Raw genomic sequence first — 17109 nt, 5'->3', positions numbered from 1 at the left:
CAGTGTCTAAAGTTTCGCCGGGTCGAGCGCCGGCTTGCCCTTGTGGCGTCCGACGATCGCCGCCATCTCGGCGACGTTCTGGAATCCATCGCGCAAAACGTCGAAGGACGGCAGCACAAAATAGGCGCGCTGGAACTTGTCTATCTCGTAGCTGGTACGCATCACCGTTTCCAGATCGAAGGGGACATGGTGCGCATCCTTGCTTTCAATCGCGAATTGAAGTTCCGCAAAGGACGACATCAGCCCGGCGCCGAAAGCCTTCAGCGGTTGGCCGGCTTCCTGTATCAACCCGTATTCGACGGTGTACCAGTAAAGGCGGCTGATCATCTCGTCGCCGCCGAGCGCGATCAGATGCTCGGCCTTCTCGCCGTACATCTGCATGAAATCGGCAAAGACCGGCTGCGTGAGGACCGGTACGTGGCCGAAGAAGTCGTGGAACATGTCCGGCTCGACGATGTAGTCGAGCTCTTGTTTCGTCCGCAGCCAGTTGGTCACCGGGAAACGCCGGGCGGCGAGGTGGACGAAAAAGGCTGGCGCGGGAATGAGGCCCGGCACGGCGACGATTTCCCAACCGGTAAGCTTGCGCAGCTTTTCGCTGACAACACCGAAATCCGGAATCTTATCGAGCAGGCCCAGCGTGGCGACGCCGTCGAGATAGGACTGATGCGCCAGCTTTTGCGTCAGCTTTGTCTGGCGGTCGCACAGCGTGCGCCATACGGCCTGCTCGTCAGCAGTGTAGTTGTAGCTCTGCTCCACGGTGAAGTCGGCACGGCAGACCGAATAGTCGCCGCGAAGGCCTTGCGCCGCGCATTCGCGGGCGTAGTCGGCAACGCTCATCGTCATGGCTGTTCTCCCAGGAAATCGCGACTAACATCATAAGAGTTTAGCCGGGTCCGGTGAGGCAAATCCGCTTTGATGATGGCTCGAACACGCGATTTGAGGTAAAAGCCACCACAGCAAAGCTGTAGGAGAGTGAAAGTGCCTCAGTTTGACGATTTTGAGATCAAGATGCTCGACATCTTGCAGCGTGATGGGCGCAAGCCGGTGTCGGAACTGGCGCAGGAGATCGGCCTGTCGACGACGCCATGCGCGCGCCGCTTCGAGGCTCTTCAGAGCGCCGGCATCATCAAGGGCTTTGCCGCTGTGCTCAGCCGCCGCGCCATCGGCCTGATGGTCGAAGTGTTCATTCAGGTGCGGCTCGTAACCCACAGCGACGGTTCGCCCGAAACCTTCATCGCCGCCGTGCAGCGCATGGACGAGGTGTCGTCGTGCTGGACGATGACCGGCGACTACGATTTCCTGTTGCATGTGATGGTGCCGTCGGTCGACGAGCTCAACGCCTTTGTCATGCACCGGCTGATGCGGCTCGACGGCGTGCGCGACGTCCACACGCAGCTCGTGCTGCAGAACATCAAGGGGCCGGGCCACGTGCCGCTTGGGCACCTCAGGCGATGAGTTCGCCCTGGCGCCTGCGCCGCCCGTGATTTCTGGCCGACAAGCTGCCAGCCTGCGCTCACGGCACGATCAGCGTGCCGGCGCCGTGTTCGGTAAACAGTTCGAGCAGCACCGAATGCGGCGTCTTGCCGTTGAGGATGACGACGCCTTCGACGCCGCGGTCGATCGCCTCGATGCAGGTCTCGACCTTGGGGATCATGCCGCCCGACACCGTGCCATTTTTGATCAGAGCCTTTGCCTCGGCCACGGTCAGCTCATCGATCAGCTTCTTGTTCTTGTCGAGCACGCCGGGCACGTCGGTGAGAAACAGAAGGCGTGTCGCCTGGCAGGCGCCGGCAATCGCGCCGGCAAAGGTGTCGGCATTGATGTTGTAGGTGTGGCCGTCGCGGCCCGGCGCCACCGGCGCCAGCACCGGGATCATTTCGGACCGCGCCAGAAGGTCAAGCAGCGTGCGGTCGACCTCTACCGGCTCGCCGACAAAGCCGAGATCGAGCACGCGCTCGATATTGGAGTCCGGGTCGATCAAGGTCTTGCGTGCCTTTTCGGCGAAAACCATGTTGCCGTCCTTGCCGCATAGGCCGATCGCCCATTCGCCCTCGGCATTGATCAGCGCGACGATTTCCTTGTTGATCGAGCCGGCCAGCACCATCTCGACGATCTCGACGGTCTTCTGGTCGGTGACGCGCAGGCCCCCTTCGAACTTCGATTCGATGCCCATCTTGCTCAGCATGGCGCCGATCTGCGGCCCGCCGCCATGGACGACGATCGGATTGACGCCGGATTGTTTCAGCAGCGCGATGTCGCGGGCGAAGGCCTTGCCGAGCGCAATATCGCCCATGGCATGGCCGCCATATTTCACCACCACCGTCTTGTTTTCGTAGCGCTGCATGTAAGGCAGCGCCCTCGAAAGCAGCGCGGCCTGCATTTCGGCGGTGGCGGCGAGGTCCGTCATCGGCATGGTTCCCAGCTTGGCATGAACGGCGGCGTCTTAGCGGGAATTGGCGCAGGGGGCAAACGGCTTTGCTGCCACATCAGGTGAAATCGGCCCGCTTTATGCCGGCATCTGCAGCGGCGCCCGCCGCGCCTGCCATCCCGAAATCTTCTCCATTTGCGCGGCGAAGGACAACAAGGTCTCCTCGTCGCCGGGTCGGCCGGCGGCCTGGATGCCGAGCGGCAGGCCGGTATCGGTGACGTGGACAGGCAGCGCGATCGACGGCTGGCCGCTGACGTTCTGGATCGCCGGCCAGTGGGTGAACCACAGGCTTTTGTCCACCAACTGGCCGAACAGCGGCTTGAATTTCAGCAGACGGGCGAGGCGCAGCCTGTCGAGCACGTCCTCTATGAACGCATCGGCGCCCTTCGGGTCCATGGCGCGGCAGGCGAGCGGCGGATGGGCGATAACAGGCATCAGCACGGCATCGTACGGCGCGGTCTCGGTAATCAGGCGGCGCGACGTGGCATGCAGCCGCTGCAGGCCGGCGTAGATCTCGCCGGCCGAAAGGATTTCGCCGAAGCGGCTCATCAGACGCGTGGCGCGCTCGACATCGCCCGAAACGGAGCGGCCGACACGCAAGGCCTCGGCGCGCATCGCGCCGGCGACTGCCGCAGCCACGGTCCTGGCGAAATCGGCGATGAAGTCGCGGCCGATATAGGGCAGGTCAATCTCTTCGATCGTGTGGCCACCTTCGCGCGCCAATGCCACAGCCGTGTCCAGCGCCGTCAGCGTCTCGGCCGATATCGGCAGGCCGAGCGGCGATTTCCGGTAGACGGCCAGTTTCAGCTTGCCGGGGTCACGCACTGCTGCGGCGGCAAAAGTTCCCCTCGGCGGCGGCGCCGCATACGGTGACAGCGGATCGGGTCCATGCGTCAGGTCAAGCAGCAAGGCCGAATCCCGGACCGAGCGGGCAACGGCGTGGTCGACAACCAGACCGTACCAACTTTCGGTGACGAGCGGCGACAGCGGCACACGGCCGCGCGAGGTTTTCAGCCCGACCAGCCCGGTGCAGGCTGCGGGAACGCGGATCGAGCCGCCGCCATCCGAAGCATGTGCCACCGGCACGACGCCGGCCGCGACCAGCGCCGCCGCACCTCCAGACGAGCCGCCGCTGGTATGGGCCGTATTCCACGGATTGCGGGTGATGCCGAAAGCGGCGGATTCGGTCATCAGCCTCAGCCCATGTTCGGGCGAGGTGCTGGTGGCGATCGGGACAAGGCCGGCGGCCAGATGGCGTTCGGTCATCACCGAGTCGAAATCGGCAACGAAAGCCGGAATGCGGCTGCCGCCATGCGTCGGCACGCCTTTCATGGCGATGCCGAGATCCTTCAGGGCAAAGGGCACACCGGCCAGCGGCAGCTTGCGGTCGATGGTTTTCGCCCGCGTCCGCGCCGCCTCGTAAAGCGGCTCGGCGATGGCGTTGATGTCCGGGCGGGTGGCCTCGGCTCGCGCAATCGCCGCATCGACGAGCTCCTGCGGCGCGATCTCGCCCTTGCGCACCAAGCTGGCAAGCCCGGTTGCGTCGTGCTCCCACAAGACCCGTTCAACCGACATTGCCGCTCTCCCCGCTGTGAGAAGGCTAGCGGTTGCGGATTTTCTTGGCAATCGAAGTCCACGACGCCCCCGGTGCCCAAGAACGCTTCCGCCGTTGCAAATACATTGCAATTGCCTAATTTGGCAGCCGATGACGCCGCAGGACATCAGCAACCTGATCGTCCGGACTTCGATGAAGGACCGGGCTGCGTTCGATCTGCTCTACCGGCAGACCAGCGCGAAACTTTTCGGCGTCTGCCTTCGTGTATTGAAGGACCGGGGAGAGGCAGAAGAGGCGCTGCAAGAGGCCTTCGTCAAGATATGGACGAAGGCGGACCGTTTCGCCGTCTCGGAGCTAAGCCCGATTTCCTGGCTGGTCGCCATTGCGCGCAATCACGCGATCGATCGGATAAGGGCGCGGCGAGAGCCTGCCACCTATATCGATGCTGCGCTCGAGGTGGCCGATCCAGCACCGGGACCGGAGGCTGCGGTTGTTGCGGGCGGTGAATCGGAGCGCATCTATCGTTGTCTCGATGAATTGGAAAAGGACCGGGCGGCGGCCGTCCGGGGCGCCTATCTGCACGGCGAAAGCTATGCCGAACTGGCCGTACGCCATGGCGTGCCGCTGAACACGATGCGAACCTGGCTGCGGCGCAGCCTGTTGAAGCTCAGAGAGTGTCTGGAAAGATGACGCTGGCAGAGGATGACGGACCAGAATCTGGGGGCGACGACCTGTTCGCCGCCGAATACGTTCTTGGTGTGCTGGACGCGGACGAACGCGAGATCGCGTCACGCCGCATCGACGCGGACGCCGCTTTCGCGCGGCTTGTCGATGCCTGGGAGGCCCGTCTTTCGCCGATGGCCGCCACTTATCCGGAAACAGAGCCGCCGATCAGGGTCAAGGAGGCATTGGATCGCCGGCTGTTCGTTGCAGGGCCTCGCGCCGGTCTGCGGTCGAGCCTTGCCTTCTGGCGTGGCCTTGCCGCCGCTGCTGTCGCGGCGCTGGCGATCTATGTCGCCGTGCCGTACTTCAATCCGCCGGTCGAGCAGCCGCGGCTCATCGCCTCGCTGGCTGCCGACGGCAGCGACGTCAAATACCTTGCCGTCTATGACGCCGCCCATCGCGAGATCGGCCTGTCGCATGTCTCCGGCGAGCGCGCCGCGGGCAAGGATTTCGAGCTGTGGATGATCGAGGGCAAGAACCCGCCGGTTTCGATGGGGGTCATCCCGGCGGGTCAGACCGTCCATATGACCATCTCCACGGCCGTGCAGGAAAAGCTTGCGCAGGGCGCCGTTCTTGCTGTCAGCCTCGAGCCGGCCGGCGGTTCGCCGACCGGTCAGCCGACCGGCCCTGTGGTCGCTGCGGGCGATTTGAAGAGCATCTGATCGCCCTATCTTCCCGCTTTTCGGGGATATTTTAAATCTATCTTCTCTGGTGGGGTAAGCTTAGGAGCGCGCCCACTAGAATGGTCTCTGCTTCGAATCGGTGTTGTGAAAAAGAAATTTTCCTGAACGACGAAACTCACGCATTCACTTTCCGTATCTCCTTGCGCCCCCAAAGAGGGGAAAGATAAAACTGAGGAGATTGAAATCATGCGTAAATTCGCCACCCTTTTGTTTGCCGGAACGGTCGCCGTCTCCGCGCTCGCCACTGCCGCCTATGCCCAGAATCCGATGGTCGGCGGCGCCGCCATGTATGCCACCAAGAACATCGTCGAGAACGCCGTCAATTCGAAGCATCACACGACGCTGGTCGCGGCCGTCAAGGCCGGCGGTCTCGTCGACACACTGCAGAGTGCCGGTCCTTTCACTGTGTTCGCGCCGACCAACGAGGCCTTTGCAGCACTTCCGGCCGGCACCGTCGACACGCTGCTCAAGCCCGAAAACAAAGACAAATTGGTCAAGATCCTGACCTGCCACGTCATCGGAGCCAAGGCGATGGCCGCCGACGTCGCCAAGATGGCCATGGACGATGGTGGCGCGCACAAGGTCAAGACGGTTGGCGGCTGCGAGCTGACGCTCAAGGCCGATGGCGGCAAGGTCACCGCGACCGACGAGAACGGCAATGTCGCCAATGTGACGGTCGCCGATGTCGAGCAGTCGAACGGCGTTATCCACGTCATCGACAAGGTTCTCCTGCCCAAGATGTAACGAAGGGCCTGCGGCCAACGAAGATATGGTTGAGGCTCCATGCCGAGTGCGCGGGTTCCGCTTGCGTGACCCGCGCAATCGACAGGCGTACACTCCGCGCCGCCCGCTCCAGGCGCGGTGCGGAGTGCCGTTGTCAGGAGCAGGCCGTCACTAGCTTTTGATTTCCATGTGACGGTCGAATTTGGCAAATGGACAGAGGAGGAATGGCGATGATCCGGCGCGACTTTCTTTGGAGCGGTGCCGCCGCCGTGGCATTGTTGGCAGGCACGGCAGCAACGCTGCGCATGGGCCGGCCGCAGGGCGCACACGCGGCCGAAACCTTCGAGGTCACCAAGACCGAGGCCGAGTGGCGCGCCATCCTGTCCGACGCGGCTTTCACTGTATTGCGCAAGGAAGGTACCGAATATCCCGGCACCAGCCCGCTGCTCAACGAGCACCGCAAGGGCATCTTCGCCTGTGCGGGCTGCGACCTGCCGCTCTATTCGTCCGAGACGAAGTTCGATTCCGGCACCGGCTGGCCGAGCTTCTGGCAGGAGATTCCCAATGCCGTCGGCATGACCGTGGACAGATCCCTGGGCATGACCCGAACCGAGGTCCACTGCCGCCGCTGCGGTGGCCATCTCGGCCATGTCTTCGACGACGGTCCGCCGCCGACCGGCTTGCGTCATTGCATCAACGGCGTCGCTCTGACCTTCAAGCCGGCCACCGCCTGACCTAAAGCGCTCGCGTTTGACCGGCCTCACGCGACGCGCTTTAGGTTATCGCAAAACCGCTGCGCACTTTTGCGCGACATGCATTGGAGCGCCGCGCGTCCTTTTGGACGCGCAAAGTTGCGCGATCAGTGTCCGCCACCTCCGTCCGCTGGCTCGGCCGGTTTGCGGATGACCATGGTGAAGATCGCCAGCGTCGCGAACAGCGCCGTCAAGAGATAGAACACGTCCATGAAGGACAGCAGCGAAGCCTGCTGCTGGACCATGGCAGACAGTTTGGAGATCGCCGCCTTGGACGCGTCCAGGCCGGCATTCTGCTGGAAGTCGAGCGTCATGTTCTGCAGCTTGGTTTGCGCCTCGGCACTGCCCCATTGCACATGCTCGGCCAGCCTTGCGTAATGGAAGGCGTTGCGGTCGATCAGCACGGTGTTGATGACGGCAAGGCCGACGGCGCCACCGAGATTGCGGGTGAGATTGAACAGGCCGGATGCATTCTTAAGCCGGTCAGGCGGCAGTGTTCCCAGCGCAATGTTGTTGATCGGCACCATGCACAGCATCATCGAGGCGCCGCGCAGGATCTGCGGCACCAAAAGCTCCCAGAAATCCCAGTCGGCGGTCAGATAGGTCATGCGCCAGGTGCCGGCGGCGAAGCCGAAGAAGCCGATCATCATCATCAGCCGCGGATCCATTTTGCGCGACAGCATGCCGGACACCGGCGCGGTGGCGAACATCGCCAGGCCGCTGACGAACAGAGCCTCGCCGATCATCAGGGAATCGTAGCCGCGGATACGCCCGAGATACACCGGATAGAGATAGGTCAGGCCGTAGAGGCCGATGCCGATGACGAAGGAGAACAGCGAGCCGAAAGCGAAGTTGACGTTGGTGAAGGCTTTCAAATCGACGATCGGCTCCTCGGCGGTGAAGGCGCGCCAGAAGAACAGCACTGCGCCGGCCGTCATCAGGATGGCGCAGATGAACACGGCCTGGTCCTGAAGCCAGTCGTTGTTAGGACCTTCCTCGAGCACGTATTCCAGCGACCCGAGGAAAGCCGCCATGCCGGCAAGGCCCCACCAGTCGAACTTGCGGAACAGGCTGAGATTGGGCTTGTCGAAGTCGATCAGCGACCACGCCGCGGCGGTCACCAGGATGCCGGGCACCACATTGATCAGGAACAGCCAGTGCCAGGACGTGGCATGGCTGATATAGCCGCCGACGGTCGGGCCGATGGTCGGTGCCAGCGTCGCCACCAGGCCGATCATCGGCGACACCATGGCGCGGCGCGACGGCGGGAAGATGGTGAAGGCGGCAGCGAAGACGCTTGGGATCATGCCGCCGCCGATGAAGCCCTGGATGGCGCGGTAGACGATCATCTGGTCGATGTTTGTCGCGGTCGCCGCCAGCGCGCTCGCGGCGGTGAAGCCAGCCGCGGAGACGGTGAACAGCACACGCGTCGACAGCATCCGGCTGAGAAAACCGGACAGCGGGATCATGATGACTTCGGCGATCAGATAGGCAGTCTGCACCCACGGAATTTCGTCGGAACTGGCGCCCAAGCCCGCCTGGATCTCGGCCAGCGAGGCCGAGACGATCTGGATGTCCAGGATCGCCATGAACATGCCGAACACCATCGCCAGGAAGGCGATGATTCGGCGCGGCTCTATGTGGTCGACCGGCTTGGCCGGCGCCGATCCCGCGGTCAGGGTTGCGGTGGCCATGACGTTGCTCCGGGGCCTGCTTACTTTAACGCCGAAGGTGCGGTGCGGCTGTCGACGGCGACGACGACGCTGAGGCCGGCGCGCAGCTTGCCTGTCTTCAGCACATCCGCCGGCACGTCGATGCGAACCGGGACGCGTTGCACGACCTTGGTGAAATTGCCGGTGGCGTTTTCCGGCGGCAGCAGCGAGAACACCGCGCCGGATGCCGGCGCCAGCGACGACACGGTGCCTTCGAAATCCTGGCCGTCGATCGCGTCGACCGAAATCCTGACCTTTTCGCCGGGCACCAGCTGGGCAAGCTGGGTCTCCTTGAAATTGGCGACGATATAGAGCTTGTCCATCGGCACGATGACGGCGAGCTTTTGTCCGGGGCTGATCAGGTCGCCCTGCTCGACGGAGCGGTTGCCGACGACACCGTCATAGGGCGCGCGCAGCACGGTGAAGGACAGGTCCCGCGCGGCCTTGTCCCTGGCAAGCTGCAGCGACGCCAGCGTGCTCGCCGTCTCCGCGCGCTGCGCCTGAAGCACGCCGATATTGGCCTCAGCCGCCGCGATCTGGGCGTCGGCGCCTACAAGGACGGCATTGGCCTGCTCGACCGCGGTCTGGGCATCATCCAGTTGGGCCTGGGTGCCGACATGTGTCTTGAGCAATTGGGCGGCGCGCGCTTGAACGCGCGCGGCATTGGCGGCGGCGGCCTGGTCGGCGGTCTTCTGCGCCTGCGCCTGCTCGAGCGATGCGCGCGCCGCCTCGGTCTGGGCGTCGATCCGGTCGAGCGTCTTGCTCAAGGTGGCGATCTGCGCCTCGGCCTGGGCGACCGCTATTTTGTAGTCGCCATTGTCGACGACCAGCAACGGGTCGCCGGCCTTGACCTGCTGGTTCTCGGTCACCTTGACCTGATCGACATAGCCGGAAATTTTCGGCGATATGAATGCCATGTCGGCCTGGACATAGGCGTCGTCGGTTGAGATCATGAAGCGCCCGTCGGTCCAGTAATCGTAGCCATACCAGGCGCCTGCGCCCAGCAAGCCAAGCGCGATGATCGGCAACAGAAAGGAGCGTGCCGAACGCTTCTTTTTCGCCGGCGCCTCGGCCGGAGGACTTATTGCGGGCTCGGTCGGTCCGGTCGGCGCTTCGGTTGCTGGCGCGACCTTGGCGTTGGGGAATGGACGGACTTCGGCGGTGGGGGTCGCGTTCGAGGACATGGGATCTCTCTTGGCATCTCGCTGGGACAAACTAGTCAGACTGAACCGCTCGGTTCGATGCGGACATTGACTTAGCGCGGAGAGCGGCCCATATCAAGGGGTGATCGAACCGATCGGTTCGAATATTTTTCGAGGTGACGTTATGACCGAACCCGACAAGGACCAGTGCGATCTGCTGGATGGCCTGCGTCGCGGCCGCCCGGCGGCGGGACAGGACCCGGTCAAGCGCAGCCAGATCATCGAAGGCGCGCGTCGTGTCTTCATCGACAAAGGCTTTGAGGCGGCGTCGATGAACGACATCACCCGCGAGGCCGGCGTTTCCAAGGGCACGATCTATGTCTACTTCGCCAACAAGGAAGAGCTGTTCGAAGCGCTGATCGAGGAAGAGCGCGGCACGATCTTCAAGAACATGTACGATATGCTCGACCGCACCGATGACCTTCGCGAGACGCTGGTGAAGTTCGGCAAGGTGCTGTCCCTCAAGATCACCTCGGCCAAGGTCATCCAGGCGCAGCGCACGGTAATCGGCGCGTCTGACAGGATTCCCGAACTTGGCGCGCGTTTTTACGAACGCGGCCCGAAACGCGGCCATGACAAGGTCGTTGCTTTTCTCAATGCCGCCATCGAGCGCGGCCTGCTGCGGATCAACGATGTCGATCTTGCCGCCTATCAGTTCACCGAACTGTGCCTGGCAGGTCTCTTCCGCCAGTGCATATTCGCCTACCGCACGGAAGCCCCGAGCCAGGATGAAATCGACCACATCGTCAGGTCGGGCGTCAGCATGTTCCTGAAGGCTTACGGCACCGAAAGGCTTGCCACGGAAGAAAGCACCCAGACGATTGCGCTAGAGGCAAAGTCCTAAAGCGCGTCGCGTTTGACCGGCCTCACGCGACGCGCTTTAGGTTGTTGTTTTATGCATGTCGTTATCGCAAAATCGCTGCACACCCACGGGTCAAGCCCGAGGGCATGCTTTTGCGCGACATGCCCTAGCCACCATTGGCCGCCAGCACGATCGCCGCGCGCAATTCCTCGAGGCCCTCGCTCTTTTCCGACGACGTGGCGAGGACGAACGGAAACGCGGCCGGCCGCTTCTTGATCTTCTGCAGTGTCTCTTCGATCAGCCGCGGCACACCGGCCGCCTTGATCTTGTCGGTCTTGGTCAGCACGATCTGGTAGGACACCGCCGCCTTGTCGAGCAGCGACAGCACCTCATCGTCCTTGGCCTTGACGCCATGGCGGGCGTCAATCAGCACGTAGACCCGCTTCAGCGTGACCCGGCCCTTGAGATAGTCGAAGACGAGTTTCGTCCAGTCATCGACCTTTTCCTTGGGCGCGGTGGCGTAGCCGTAGCCCGGCATGTCGACCAGCGCCATCGGCGGCAGGTCGGCGCCTTCGCCGGAAAACCCACCCGGAACAAAATAGTTGAGTTCCTGCGTCCGCCCCGGCGTGTTGGACGTGCGCGCCAGCCCCTTCTGGTTGACCAGCGCGTTGATCAGCGACGATTTGCCGACATTGGAGCGGCCGGCAAAGGCGATCTCCGGCGGCCCTTCCGGCGGCAGGAATTTCATCGCCGGCACGCCGCGGATGAAGATCCACGGCCGCGTGAACAGCTCGATGCCGATCACGGTCTTGTTCAACGCGTTCAAACCGCTGCCTCCAGAAGAGAAATATCGGCGCCACGAATGGCATTGAGGTTGCGGCTGATCTTTTCCACCGGCCAATCCCACCACGCCGCCGCCAAAAGCCGCCGGATGGTCCTGTCGTCGAAGCGCATCTTCACCACCTTGGCCGCATTGCCGGCGACGATCGCATAGGGTGGCACGTCATGCGTCACCACCGATTTTGCCGCAACGATGGCGCCATGGCCGATCGTCACGCCGGGCAGGATCGCCGCTTCCATGCCGATCCATACATCATTGCCGACCACCGTGTCGCCGCGCAATTCCCTCGACCATGTCGCCGGGTCGAAACCTTCTTCCCAGCCATGGCCGAAGATGTTGAACGGATAGGTCGAAAAGCCGGACATGGCATGATTGGCGCCGTTCATGATGAAGCGCACGCCCTTGGCGATGGCGCAGAACTTGCCGATGATCAGCCGGTCGCCGATGAATGGATAATGATGCAGCACGCACCGCTCGGCGAATTTGTCCGGCCCGTCCGGATCGTCATAATAGGTGAAGTCGCCGATCTCGATATTCGGCGCCGTGACCAGTCCCTTCAGGAAGCCGACGCGGGTATGCATCGGAATCGGGTGCTTGATGTTGGGGTTGGGTCCGATCATAGATGGCTCCATCGACGAAAAAACAGGCAAGGTCAAAATAGCGCGATCCGCCCGGCAGCACCAACCGCGTGCGCAGCGGATCATCCCTACCTGTTCATCGACCGAGCGCTCCTGAAACGACAGCGAGCTTATAGGTCGCGGCGGCGTCTACCGCCGCGCCGGGGCTTTTCTGGATTCGCAAAAAGGGAGCGCCTTCTATTCCGCCGGCGACGGTTTCTTCCGGAACAGCGCGACCAGATTGTCCCACAACTCGATCTTGGCTCCCTGACGCTTCATGATCACGCCTTGCTGGATGATCGAAAGCAGATTGTTCCAGGCCCAGTAGATGACGAGGCCGGCCGGAAAACCCGCCATCATGAACGTGAAGACCACCGGCATCCAGGTGAAGATCATGGCCTGCGTCGGGTCCGGCGGCGTCGGGTTCATGCGCATCTGCAGGAACATGGTCAGGCCCATGATCAGCGGCCAAACGCCGATCATCAACATATCCGGCAGCGCGATCGGAATGAGGCCGAAAAGGTTGAAGATCGAGGTCGGGTCGGGCGCCGCCAGATCCTGGATCCAGCCGAAGAACGGTGCGTGCCGCATCTCGATGGTGATGTAGAGCACCTTGTAGAGCGCGAAGAAGACCGGGATCTGCAGCGCCACCGGCCAGCAGCCGGCGAGCGGATTGATCTTCTCGGTCTTGTAGAGCTCCATCATCGCCTGTTGCTGCTTCATCTTGTCGTCCGCGTATTTCTCGCGGATCTCAAGCATCTTGGGCTGCACCTTCTTCATGTTCGCCATCGATGCGTAGGACTTGTTGGCGAGTGGGTAGAAGACGGCCTTGACGACGACGGTGGTGGCCAGGATCGCCAGGCCGAAATTGCCGAAGAATTTGTACATCGTGTCGATCAGGTAGAACATCGGCTTGGTGATCCAGATGAACCATCCCCAGTCGATCAAACGGTCGAACAGCCTGATATGGCGGTCTTCCGCATAGGCGTTGACCTTGGCGACTTCCTTGGCGCCGGCGAAGATTTCGGTCTCGACCGTCGCCGACTGGCCGGCATCAACGATGATCGGGTCGGTCAGGAAGTCGGCCTGATAGCGCGGGCGGCCGTCCTCGAAATAGGCGTAACGCGGCTGGAACGGCTGCTTCTCGGTCGGCACCAGCGTCACCGCCCAGTATTTGTCGGTGATGCCCAGCCAGCCATCGGTCGACTTGCCTGGCGTGAACTGCTTGTCCTCCTCGACGGCCGCATATTTGTGTTCCTGCAGGCCTTCTGTGCCGGTGACGCCGATCAGCCCCTCATGCAGCACATAGATGCTGGCAACGGCAGGCTTGTCGAAGCGGGTGACACGGCCGTAATTCGACAGGGTGACTGAGGTTGAGCCTGAATTCTGCACCGTGTCCGAGACCGTGAACATGTAGTCGCTGTCGACGGAGAAGGTGCGCTTGAAGGTCAGGCCCTTGTCGTTGGTGAAGCTCAGCGTGACCGGAGTCGCCGGAGTCAGCGTCGCATTGTCGTCGACGGTCCACACCGTTTCCGGGCCCGGCACCGTGCCGGTCTTGTCGGTGCCGACAAAGCCGATCTCGGCATAGTAGCCCGTGGGCAGCGCTGCCGGGTTGAGCAGTTCGATCTCGGGCGAGTTCTTGTCGACCGTCAGCGTGTAGTGCTTGAGCTTGAGGTCGTCGAGACGAGCACCGGTGAGGTTGATCGAACCCTCCAGGCTCGGCGTGTCGATCCTGACGCGCTTCGTCGACGCCAGCGCCTGCTCGCGGCCGGCCGGCGTCGTGCCGTCGGTTCCCGGTGCACTGGGTGCATTAGGAATGGCGCCTTGCTGTGGCACCGGCGTTTCGCTGCCGCCCGGACTGGTGCCTTGGGCCGCCTTCTTCTGATCCGCTAGCCGCTGCTCTTCGATACGGGCCGCCTCGCGTTGCGCCTCGCTGTGCGGCAGCACGTAAAAATACTGCCAAAGCGACAGGATCAGCACCGACAGCGCGATGGTGATGAAGAAGTTCCGGTTGTTTTCCATCGAAAGCCTTGGCCTATCGTGTTCCGCGCAGTCGGCGGGAGAGTTCGGCCTTCAGCTGGCCGAACGGAATGGTAAGCACATCTTCGCGCCCGACGATGACATAGTCATTGCCAAGCTTCATGTCACCCGCGGCATGCGTGCGCACGGCTTCTCTCAGCCGCCGCCGGATGCGGTTGCGGACGACTGCATTGCCGACCTTCTTGGTCACCGTGTAGCCGACGCGAGGCGCCTCTGCGTCGCTGCGGTCCAGAACCTCGACGAGAAAAAGCCGCCCGCGGCGCTTTTCGCCACGCCGGACGGCCAGGAATTCCGCGCGCTTCAGAAGCCGCTTGGGATGTGCTCCCACTGGCTTGCCGGTTGCGGGCAACGATCTCGTCTTCCGTTCAGGCGCTGAGCCGCTTGCGACCGCGGTTGCGGCGGGCTGCGACGACGCCACGACCACCCTTGGTGGCCATGCGGGCACGGAAACCGTGCCGGCGTTTGCGGACGAGTTTGGACGGTTGGTAGGTACGCTTCATTTGTTTTAATACCGCGGGGTGCGGCCCTTCTTGATTCTGTCACTCTGTAACAGGAGCTTTGCCCGGCCGGCTTTGGCGCGATCGAAACCGCGCCGGGACGAATGGCCCGAGCGTGAGCGGGCTTATAGAAAGAAGGGTTTTGGAAGTCAATCCGGCGCCGACATCCGGCACCGTCAGGCCGATAGCTGAAGTGATGGCCGAAGTCTTGGCGGTCTTATCCCGTATTGGGACGAAGGATGAAATTGGCAAAAAGGCCGCAATGGCCTAATCTTGGCTGATCAAGTGATCGTGAAAAAGCAGCATGAGTGAAATCCCATCCGCGGAGGAAAGGACCGACGGGGCGACCGTGGCCGCCCGGAGGGTGCCGTTGTCGCGTGGATTGTCGACAAAGCTCCTGCTGCTCACCATCGTCTTCGTGCTCCTGGCCGAAATCCTTATCTTTCTGCCCTGGATCGCCAGCTATCGGCTGAGTTGGCTGAAGGAGAGGCTGAGCACCGCCGCGGCCGTCTCGATCGTGCTGGTGCAGGGAGAGCCCGCCTCGCTGTCCCGCGCCGCCCAGAATGACGTGCTGATGGCGATCGGCGCCAAGGCGATCGCCGTGCGCGACGGCGGTGTCTCGCGGCTTCTGGTCGTGGCTGAGATGCCGCCGCACGTCGATGAACATATCGACATCGCCAATATCGGCCTGGTCGAGGGCATGACCGGCGCTTTGGACACGCTGTTTTTTGGCGGCGAGCGGATGCTGCGCGTTTTCGGCCCGGTCGGCGACAGCGACAAGGAATTCGAGCTGATCATGCCCGACTATAGCCTGCGCAATGCCATGCTCATCTATTCGCGCAACGTAGCCTTCGTCTCGCTGCTGATTTCGCTGTTCACCGCCATGCTGGTCTATGCCGCCATAGATCTGATCATGATCGGCCCGATCCGGACGATGACGCGCTCGATGCTGGCCTTCTCCGAGGCGCCGGACGACCCCGGGCGGATCATCCGCCCTGCCGCCCGCGCCGACGAGATCGGCGTTGCAGAGCGCGAGCTCTCGCAGATGCAGGAGCGGCTGCAAAAGATGCTCTCCGAGCAGAAGCACCTCGCCGACCTTGGCCTCGCTGTTTCGAAGATCAACCATGACATGCGCAACATCCTGGCGTCGGCGCAGCTGATGTCGGACCGCCTGAGGCAGGTCAAGGACCCGACCGTGCAGGCCTTCGCGCCGAAGCTGCTGCGCGCGCTCGATCGCGCCGTGTCCTATTCGGAAGGTGTGCTCGCCTATGGCCGCACCCAGGAGCCGCCGCCCTCGCGCCGCAGGCTCAGGCTGCGCCAGCTGGTCGACGACGTCCACGGCCTGCTCGACACCGAAGGCGGCATCGAATTCGTCAATGCCGTCGATCTGGCTTTCGAGGTGGATGCCGATTCCGATCAGCTTTTTCGCGTGCTCACCAATCTTTGCCGCAACGCCGTACAGGCGATGGCGGCGGACGCCGAAAGTGCGGTGGTGCGCCGGCTGGAGGTGTCGGCCGAGCGCGTCGGCAGCGTCAGCCGCATCACCGTCACCGACACCGGCCCCGGCCTGCCGCCGAAGGCGCGCGAGAACCTGTTCGCGGCGTTCCTCGGCTCGGCCCGCAGCGGCGGCACCGGCCTTGGCCTGGCGATCGCCTATGAACTGATCCGCGCCCATGGCGGCACGGTGGAGCTTGTCGAAAGCAGAGGCGGCCGCACCACATTCGCGGTTACCATTCCCGACCAGCCGGTCCGGCTCGACCAGGCCCGCAACGGCCTGCGCCGCCCGGCCTGATCCTTGCCCCGCCTGATCCTCGTCAGGGCACGAACAACAAAACTTTTGCCGGATCGGCTTGCTTTTCGGAAATTCAGTCGCTAGGGAACTCCTCACATCGCGGCCGGTCGTTAAGGATCGGATCGCGAGCCATGCAAAGCATGGCCTGTTGCGCGCCCGTAGCTCAGCTGGATAGAGCACCAGACTACGAATCTGGGGGTCAGGAGTTCGAATCTCTTCGGGCGCGCCATTTTCTCCAAGAAATGCAAGAACTTAGCCGCCAAAGTCTCGCTGATACCTTCCCAGCTTTGGCGTCGGGAAGATCATGGATGTAAAATGCGTGCCTTCCCGGCGCGGCGCAATGCCGCGGTGCTTCAGCTCCGAGTCTGGGTATCGAGAGCGCGCTTTTGCTTGCCGAGCGGACTGAGATCTGACGTCGGGGCAGTCGTTCGGCAGTGCTGAATGTCCGTTTCCAGCCGGAGCAGTTCTCCAGCCTCGATCCGACTTTGGTGGAAAGCGGAATGCAGCTATTGATCGACACTGAAAACGATCCGGACATTCAGACCGTGCGACACCCCGAACGGGCCGGCCCATGATCCATCCTGTCGCCGGACGTAGCCCTGTCCCCGAAGATTCTTCTCCCGTTTCGGCGATCAATCCCGGCGCGGATCGTAAGGCCTGGCGGCCCGTTGAGCGACGCGCTCGCGGTATCTCGCGTCGGTACCACTTCGGTTTTCCGGCTTGGTAAGCGTTTCGACAGGCT

Annotated in this window: 17 protein-coding genes and 1 tRNA gene; 8 read left to right on the top strand and 10 right to left on the bottom strand. The window is 62.8% G+C overall.

Annotated elements, in window-relative coordinates; all coding sequences use genetic code 11:
- Nucleotides 1–6: 6 nt before the first annotated feature.
- A complete protein-coding gene (phhA, locus tag NKH12_RS23265) occupies nt 7–843 on the bottom strand; it encodes a phenylalanine 4-monooxygenase (protein WP_352955289.1) in 837 nt (278 codons plus the stop codon).
- A gap of 135 nt (nt 844–978) precedes the next feature.
- Here phhA and NKH12_RS23260 point away from each other — a divergent pair, with 135 nt between their 5' ends.
- Nucleotides 979–1455, top strand: coding sequence for an Lrp/AsnC family transcriptional regulator (locus NKH12_RS23260; RefSeq protein WP_029347288.1), 477 nt, complete (start codon nt 979–981; stop codon nt 1453–1455).
- 58 nt (nt 1456–1513) lie between these two features.
- Here the strand turns inward: NKH12_RS23260 and argB are convergent, their stop codons facing one another.
- The gene (gene argB / locus NKH12_RS23255) at nt 1514–2407 is read right to left on the bottom strand and encodes an acetylglutamate kinase (RefSeq protein WP_352955288.1); all 894 of its coding nucleotides are present in this window, start codon (nt 2405–2407) and stop codon (nt 1514–1516) included.
- 99 nt (nt 2408–2506) lie between these two features.
- On the bottom strand, nt 2507–4003 hold the full coding sequence (locus NKH12_RS23250) for an amidase (protein WP_352955287.1): 1497 nt from the start codon (nt 4001–4003) through the stop codon (nt 2507–2509).
- A 130-nt stretch (nt 4004–4133) separates the two neighbouring features.
- Between NKH12_RS23250 and NKH12_RS23245 the strand changes: the two genes are divergently transcribed.
- The 4 genes from NKH12_RS23245 (at nt 4134) to msrB (ending at nt 6846) form a co-directional block, all read left to right on the top strand.
- Nucleotides 4134–4673, top strand: coding sequence for a sigma-70 family RNA polymerase sigma factor (locus NKH12_RS23245; protein ID WP_352955286.1), 540 nt, complete (start codon nt 4134–4136; stop codon nt 4671–4673).
- Nucleotides 4670–5368 carry an anti-sigma factor gene (locus tag NKH12_RS23240; protein ID WP_352955285.1) on the top strand — a complete coding sequence of 233 codons (699 nt, stop codon included), beginning with the start codon at nt 4670–4672 and terminating at the stop codon, nt 5366–5368. Before NKH12_RS23245 ends, NKH12_RS23240 begins: the two co-directional genes overlap by 4 nt.
- Nucleotides 5369–5575: 207 nt before the next feature.
- A complete protein-coding gene (locus NKH12_RS23235; protein ID WP_352955284.1) occupies nt 5576–6133 on the top strand; it encodes a fasciclin domain-containing protein in 558 nt (185 codons plus the stop codon).
- A 209-nt stretch (nt 6134–6342) separates the two neighbouring features.
- Nucleotides 6343–6846, top strand: coding sequence for a peptide-methionine (R)-S-oxide reductase MsrB (gene msrB / locus NKH12_RS23230; RefSeq protein WP_352955283.1), 504 nt, complete (start codon nt 6343–6345; stop codon nt 6844–6846).
- Between the two features lie 125 nt (nt 6847–6971).
- Here msrB and NKH12_RS23225 read toward each other — a convergent pair whose 3' ends face one another.
- Together NKH12_RS23225 and NKH12_RS23220 are read right to left on the bottom strand one after the other, a co-directional pair.
- Entirely contained in the window at nt 6972–8558 is a 1587-nt protein-coding gene (locus NKH12_RS23225; RefSeq protein WP_352955282.1) for a DHA2 family efflux MFS transporter permease subunit, read from the bottom strand.
- Between the two features lie 20 nt (nt 8559–8578).
- On the bottom strand, nt 8579–9760 hold the full coding sequence (locus NKH12_RS23220; protein ID WP_352955281.1) for an HlyD family secretion protein: 1182 nt from the start codon (nt 9758–9760) through the stop codon (nt 8579–8581).
- A 142-nt stretch (nt 9761–9902) separates the two neighbouring features.
- Between NKH12_RS23220 and NKH12_RS23215 the strand changes: the two genes are divergently transcribed.
- Nucleotides 9903–10622, top strand: a complete 720-nt coding sequence (locus NKH12_RS23215; protein ID WP_352955280.1) for a TetR/AcrR family transcriptional regulator — start codon at nt 9903–9905, stop codon at nt 10620–10622.
- A 124-nt stretch (nt 10623–10746) separates the two neighbouring features.
- Here NKH12_RS23215 and yihA read toward each other — a convergent pair whose 3' ends face one another.
- From yihA to rpmH, 5 genes are all read right to left on the bottom strand, one after another.
- A complete protein-coding gene (yihA, locus tag NKH12_RS23210; protein WP_352955279.1) occupies nt 10747–11406 on the bottom strand; it encodes a ribosome biogenesis GTP-binding protein YihA/YsxC in 660 nt (219 codons plus the stop codon).
- Nucleotides 11403–12041, bottom strand: coding sequence for a CatB-related O-acetyltransferase (locus NKH12_RS23205; protein ID WP_352955278.1), 639 nt, complete (start codon nt 12039–12041; stop codon nt 11403–11405). The genes yihA and NKH12_RS23205 overlap by 4 nt, the downstream gene beginning before the upstream one ends.
- Before the next feature lie 195 nt (nt 12042–12236).
- Complete coding sequence (gene yidC / locus NKH12_RS23200) at nt 12237–14060, bottom strand: membrane protein insertase YidC (RefSeq protein ID WP_352955277.1); 1824 nt, start codon at nt 14058–14060, stop codon at nt 12237–12239.
- A 13-nt stretch (nt 14061–14073) separates the two neighbouring features.
- Complete coding sequence (rnpA, locus tag NKH12_RS23195) at nt 14074–14427, bottom strand: ribonuclease P protein component (protein WP_352955276.1); 354 nt, start codon at nt 14425–14427, stop codon at nt 14074–14076.
- A gap of 16 nt (nt 14428–14443) precedes the next feature.
- On the bottom strand, nt 14444–14578 hold the full coding sequence (rpmH, locus tag NKH12_RS23190) for a 50S ribosomal protein L34 (RefSeq protein ID WP_008833937.1): 135 nt from the start codon (nt 14576–14578) through the stop codon (nt 14444–14446).
- A gap of 301 nt (nt 14579–14879) precedes the next feature.
- Between rpmH and NKH12_RS23185 the strand changes: the two genes are divergently transcribed.
- Both NKH12_RS23185 and NKH12_RS23180 read left to right on the top strand, forming a co-directional pair.
- Complete coding sequence (locus NKH12_RS23185; RefSeq protein WP_352955275.1) at nt 14880–16367, top strand: ATP-binding protein; 1488 nt, start codon at nt 14880–14882, stop codon at nt 16365–16367.
- A gap of 152 nt (nt 16368–16519) precedes the next feature.
- Nucleotides 16520–16596, top strand: a tRNA-Arg gene (locus NKH12_RS23180).
- Nucleotides 16597–17109 lie beyond the last annotated feature (513 nt).

The sequence above is a fragment of the Mesorhizobium sp. M1322 genome (assembly GCF_040318085.1).
In the GTDB taxonomy this organism is placed as follows: domain Bacteria; phylum Pseudomonadota; class Alphaproteobacteria; order Rhizobiales; family Rhizobiaceae; genus Mesorhizobium.
Note: the sequence above shows the minus strand (reverse complement) of the source record. Positions and strands in the feature narration are given on the sequence as shown.

Excerpts from the sequence above, each read along its gene's own strand:
- phhA (WP_352955289.1), bottom strand. The coding sequence starts at position 843 with ATGACGATGAGCGTTGCCGACTACGCCCGCGAATGCGCGGCGCAAGGC.
- argB (WP_352955288.1), bottom strand. The coding sequence starts at position 2,407 with ATGACGGACCTCGCCGCCACCGCCGAAATGCAGGCCGCGCTGCTTTCG.
- NKH12_RS23250 (WP_352955287.1), bottom strand. The coding sequence starts at position 4,003 with ATGTCGGTTGAACGGGTCTTGTGGGAGCACGACGCAACCGGGCTTGCC.
- NKH12_RS23245 (WP_352955286.1), top strand. The coding sequence starts at position 4,134 with ATGACGCCGCAGGACATCAGCAACCTGATCGTCCGGACTTCGATGAAG.
- NKH12_RS23240 (WP_352955285.1), top strand. The coding sequence starts at position 4,670 with ATGACGCTGGCAGAGGATGACGGACCAGAATCTGGGGGCGACGACCTG.
- NKH12_RS23235 (WP_352955284.1), top strand. The coding sequence starts at position 5,576 with ATGCGTAAATTCGCCACCCTTTTGTTTGCCGGAACGGTCGCCGTCTCC.
- msrB (WP_352955283.1), top strand. The coding sequence starts at position 6,343 with ATGATCCGGCGCGACTTTCTTTGGAGCGGTGCCGCCGCCGTGGCATTG.
- NKH12_RS23225 (WP_352955282.1), bottom strand. The coding sequence starts at position 8,558 with ATGGCCACCGCAACCCTGACCGCGGGATCGGCGCCGGCCAAGCCGGTC.
- NKH12_RS23220 (WP_352955281.1), bottom strand. The coding sequence starts at position 9,760 with ATGTCCTCGAACGCGACCCCCACCGCCGAAGTCCGTCCATTCCCCAAC.
- NKH12_RS23215 (WP_352955280.1), top strand. The coding sequence starts at position 9,903 with ATGACCGAACCCGACAAGGACCAGTGCGATCTGCTGGATGGCCTGCGT.
- NKH12_RS23205 (WP_352955278.1), bottom strand. The coding sequence starts at position 12,041 with ATGATCGGACCCAACCCCAACATCAAGCACCCGATTCCGATGCATACC.
- yidC (WP_352955277.1), bottom strand. The coding sequence starts at position 14,060 with ATGGAAAACAACCGGAACTTCTTCATCACCATCGCGCTGTCGGTGCTG.
- rpmH (WP_008833937.1), bottom strand. The coding sequence starts at position 14,578 with ATGAAGCGTACCTACCAACCGTCCAAACTCGTCCGCAAACGCCGGCAC.
- NKH12_RS23185 (WP_352955275.1), top strand. The coding sequence starts at position 14,880 with ATGAGTGAAATCCCATCCGCGGAGGAAAGGACCGACGGGGCGACCGTG.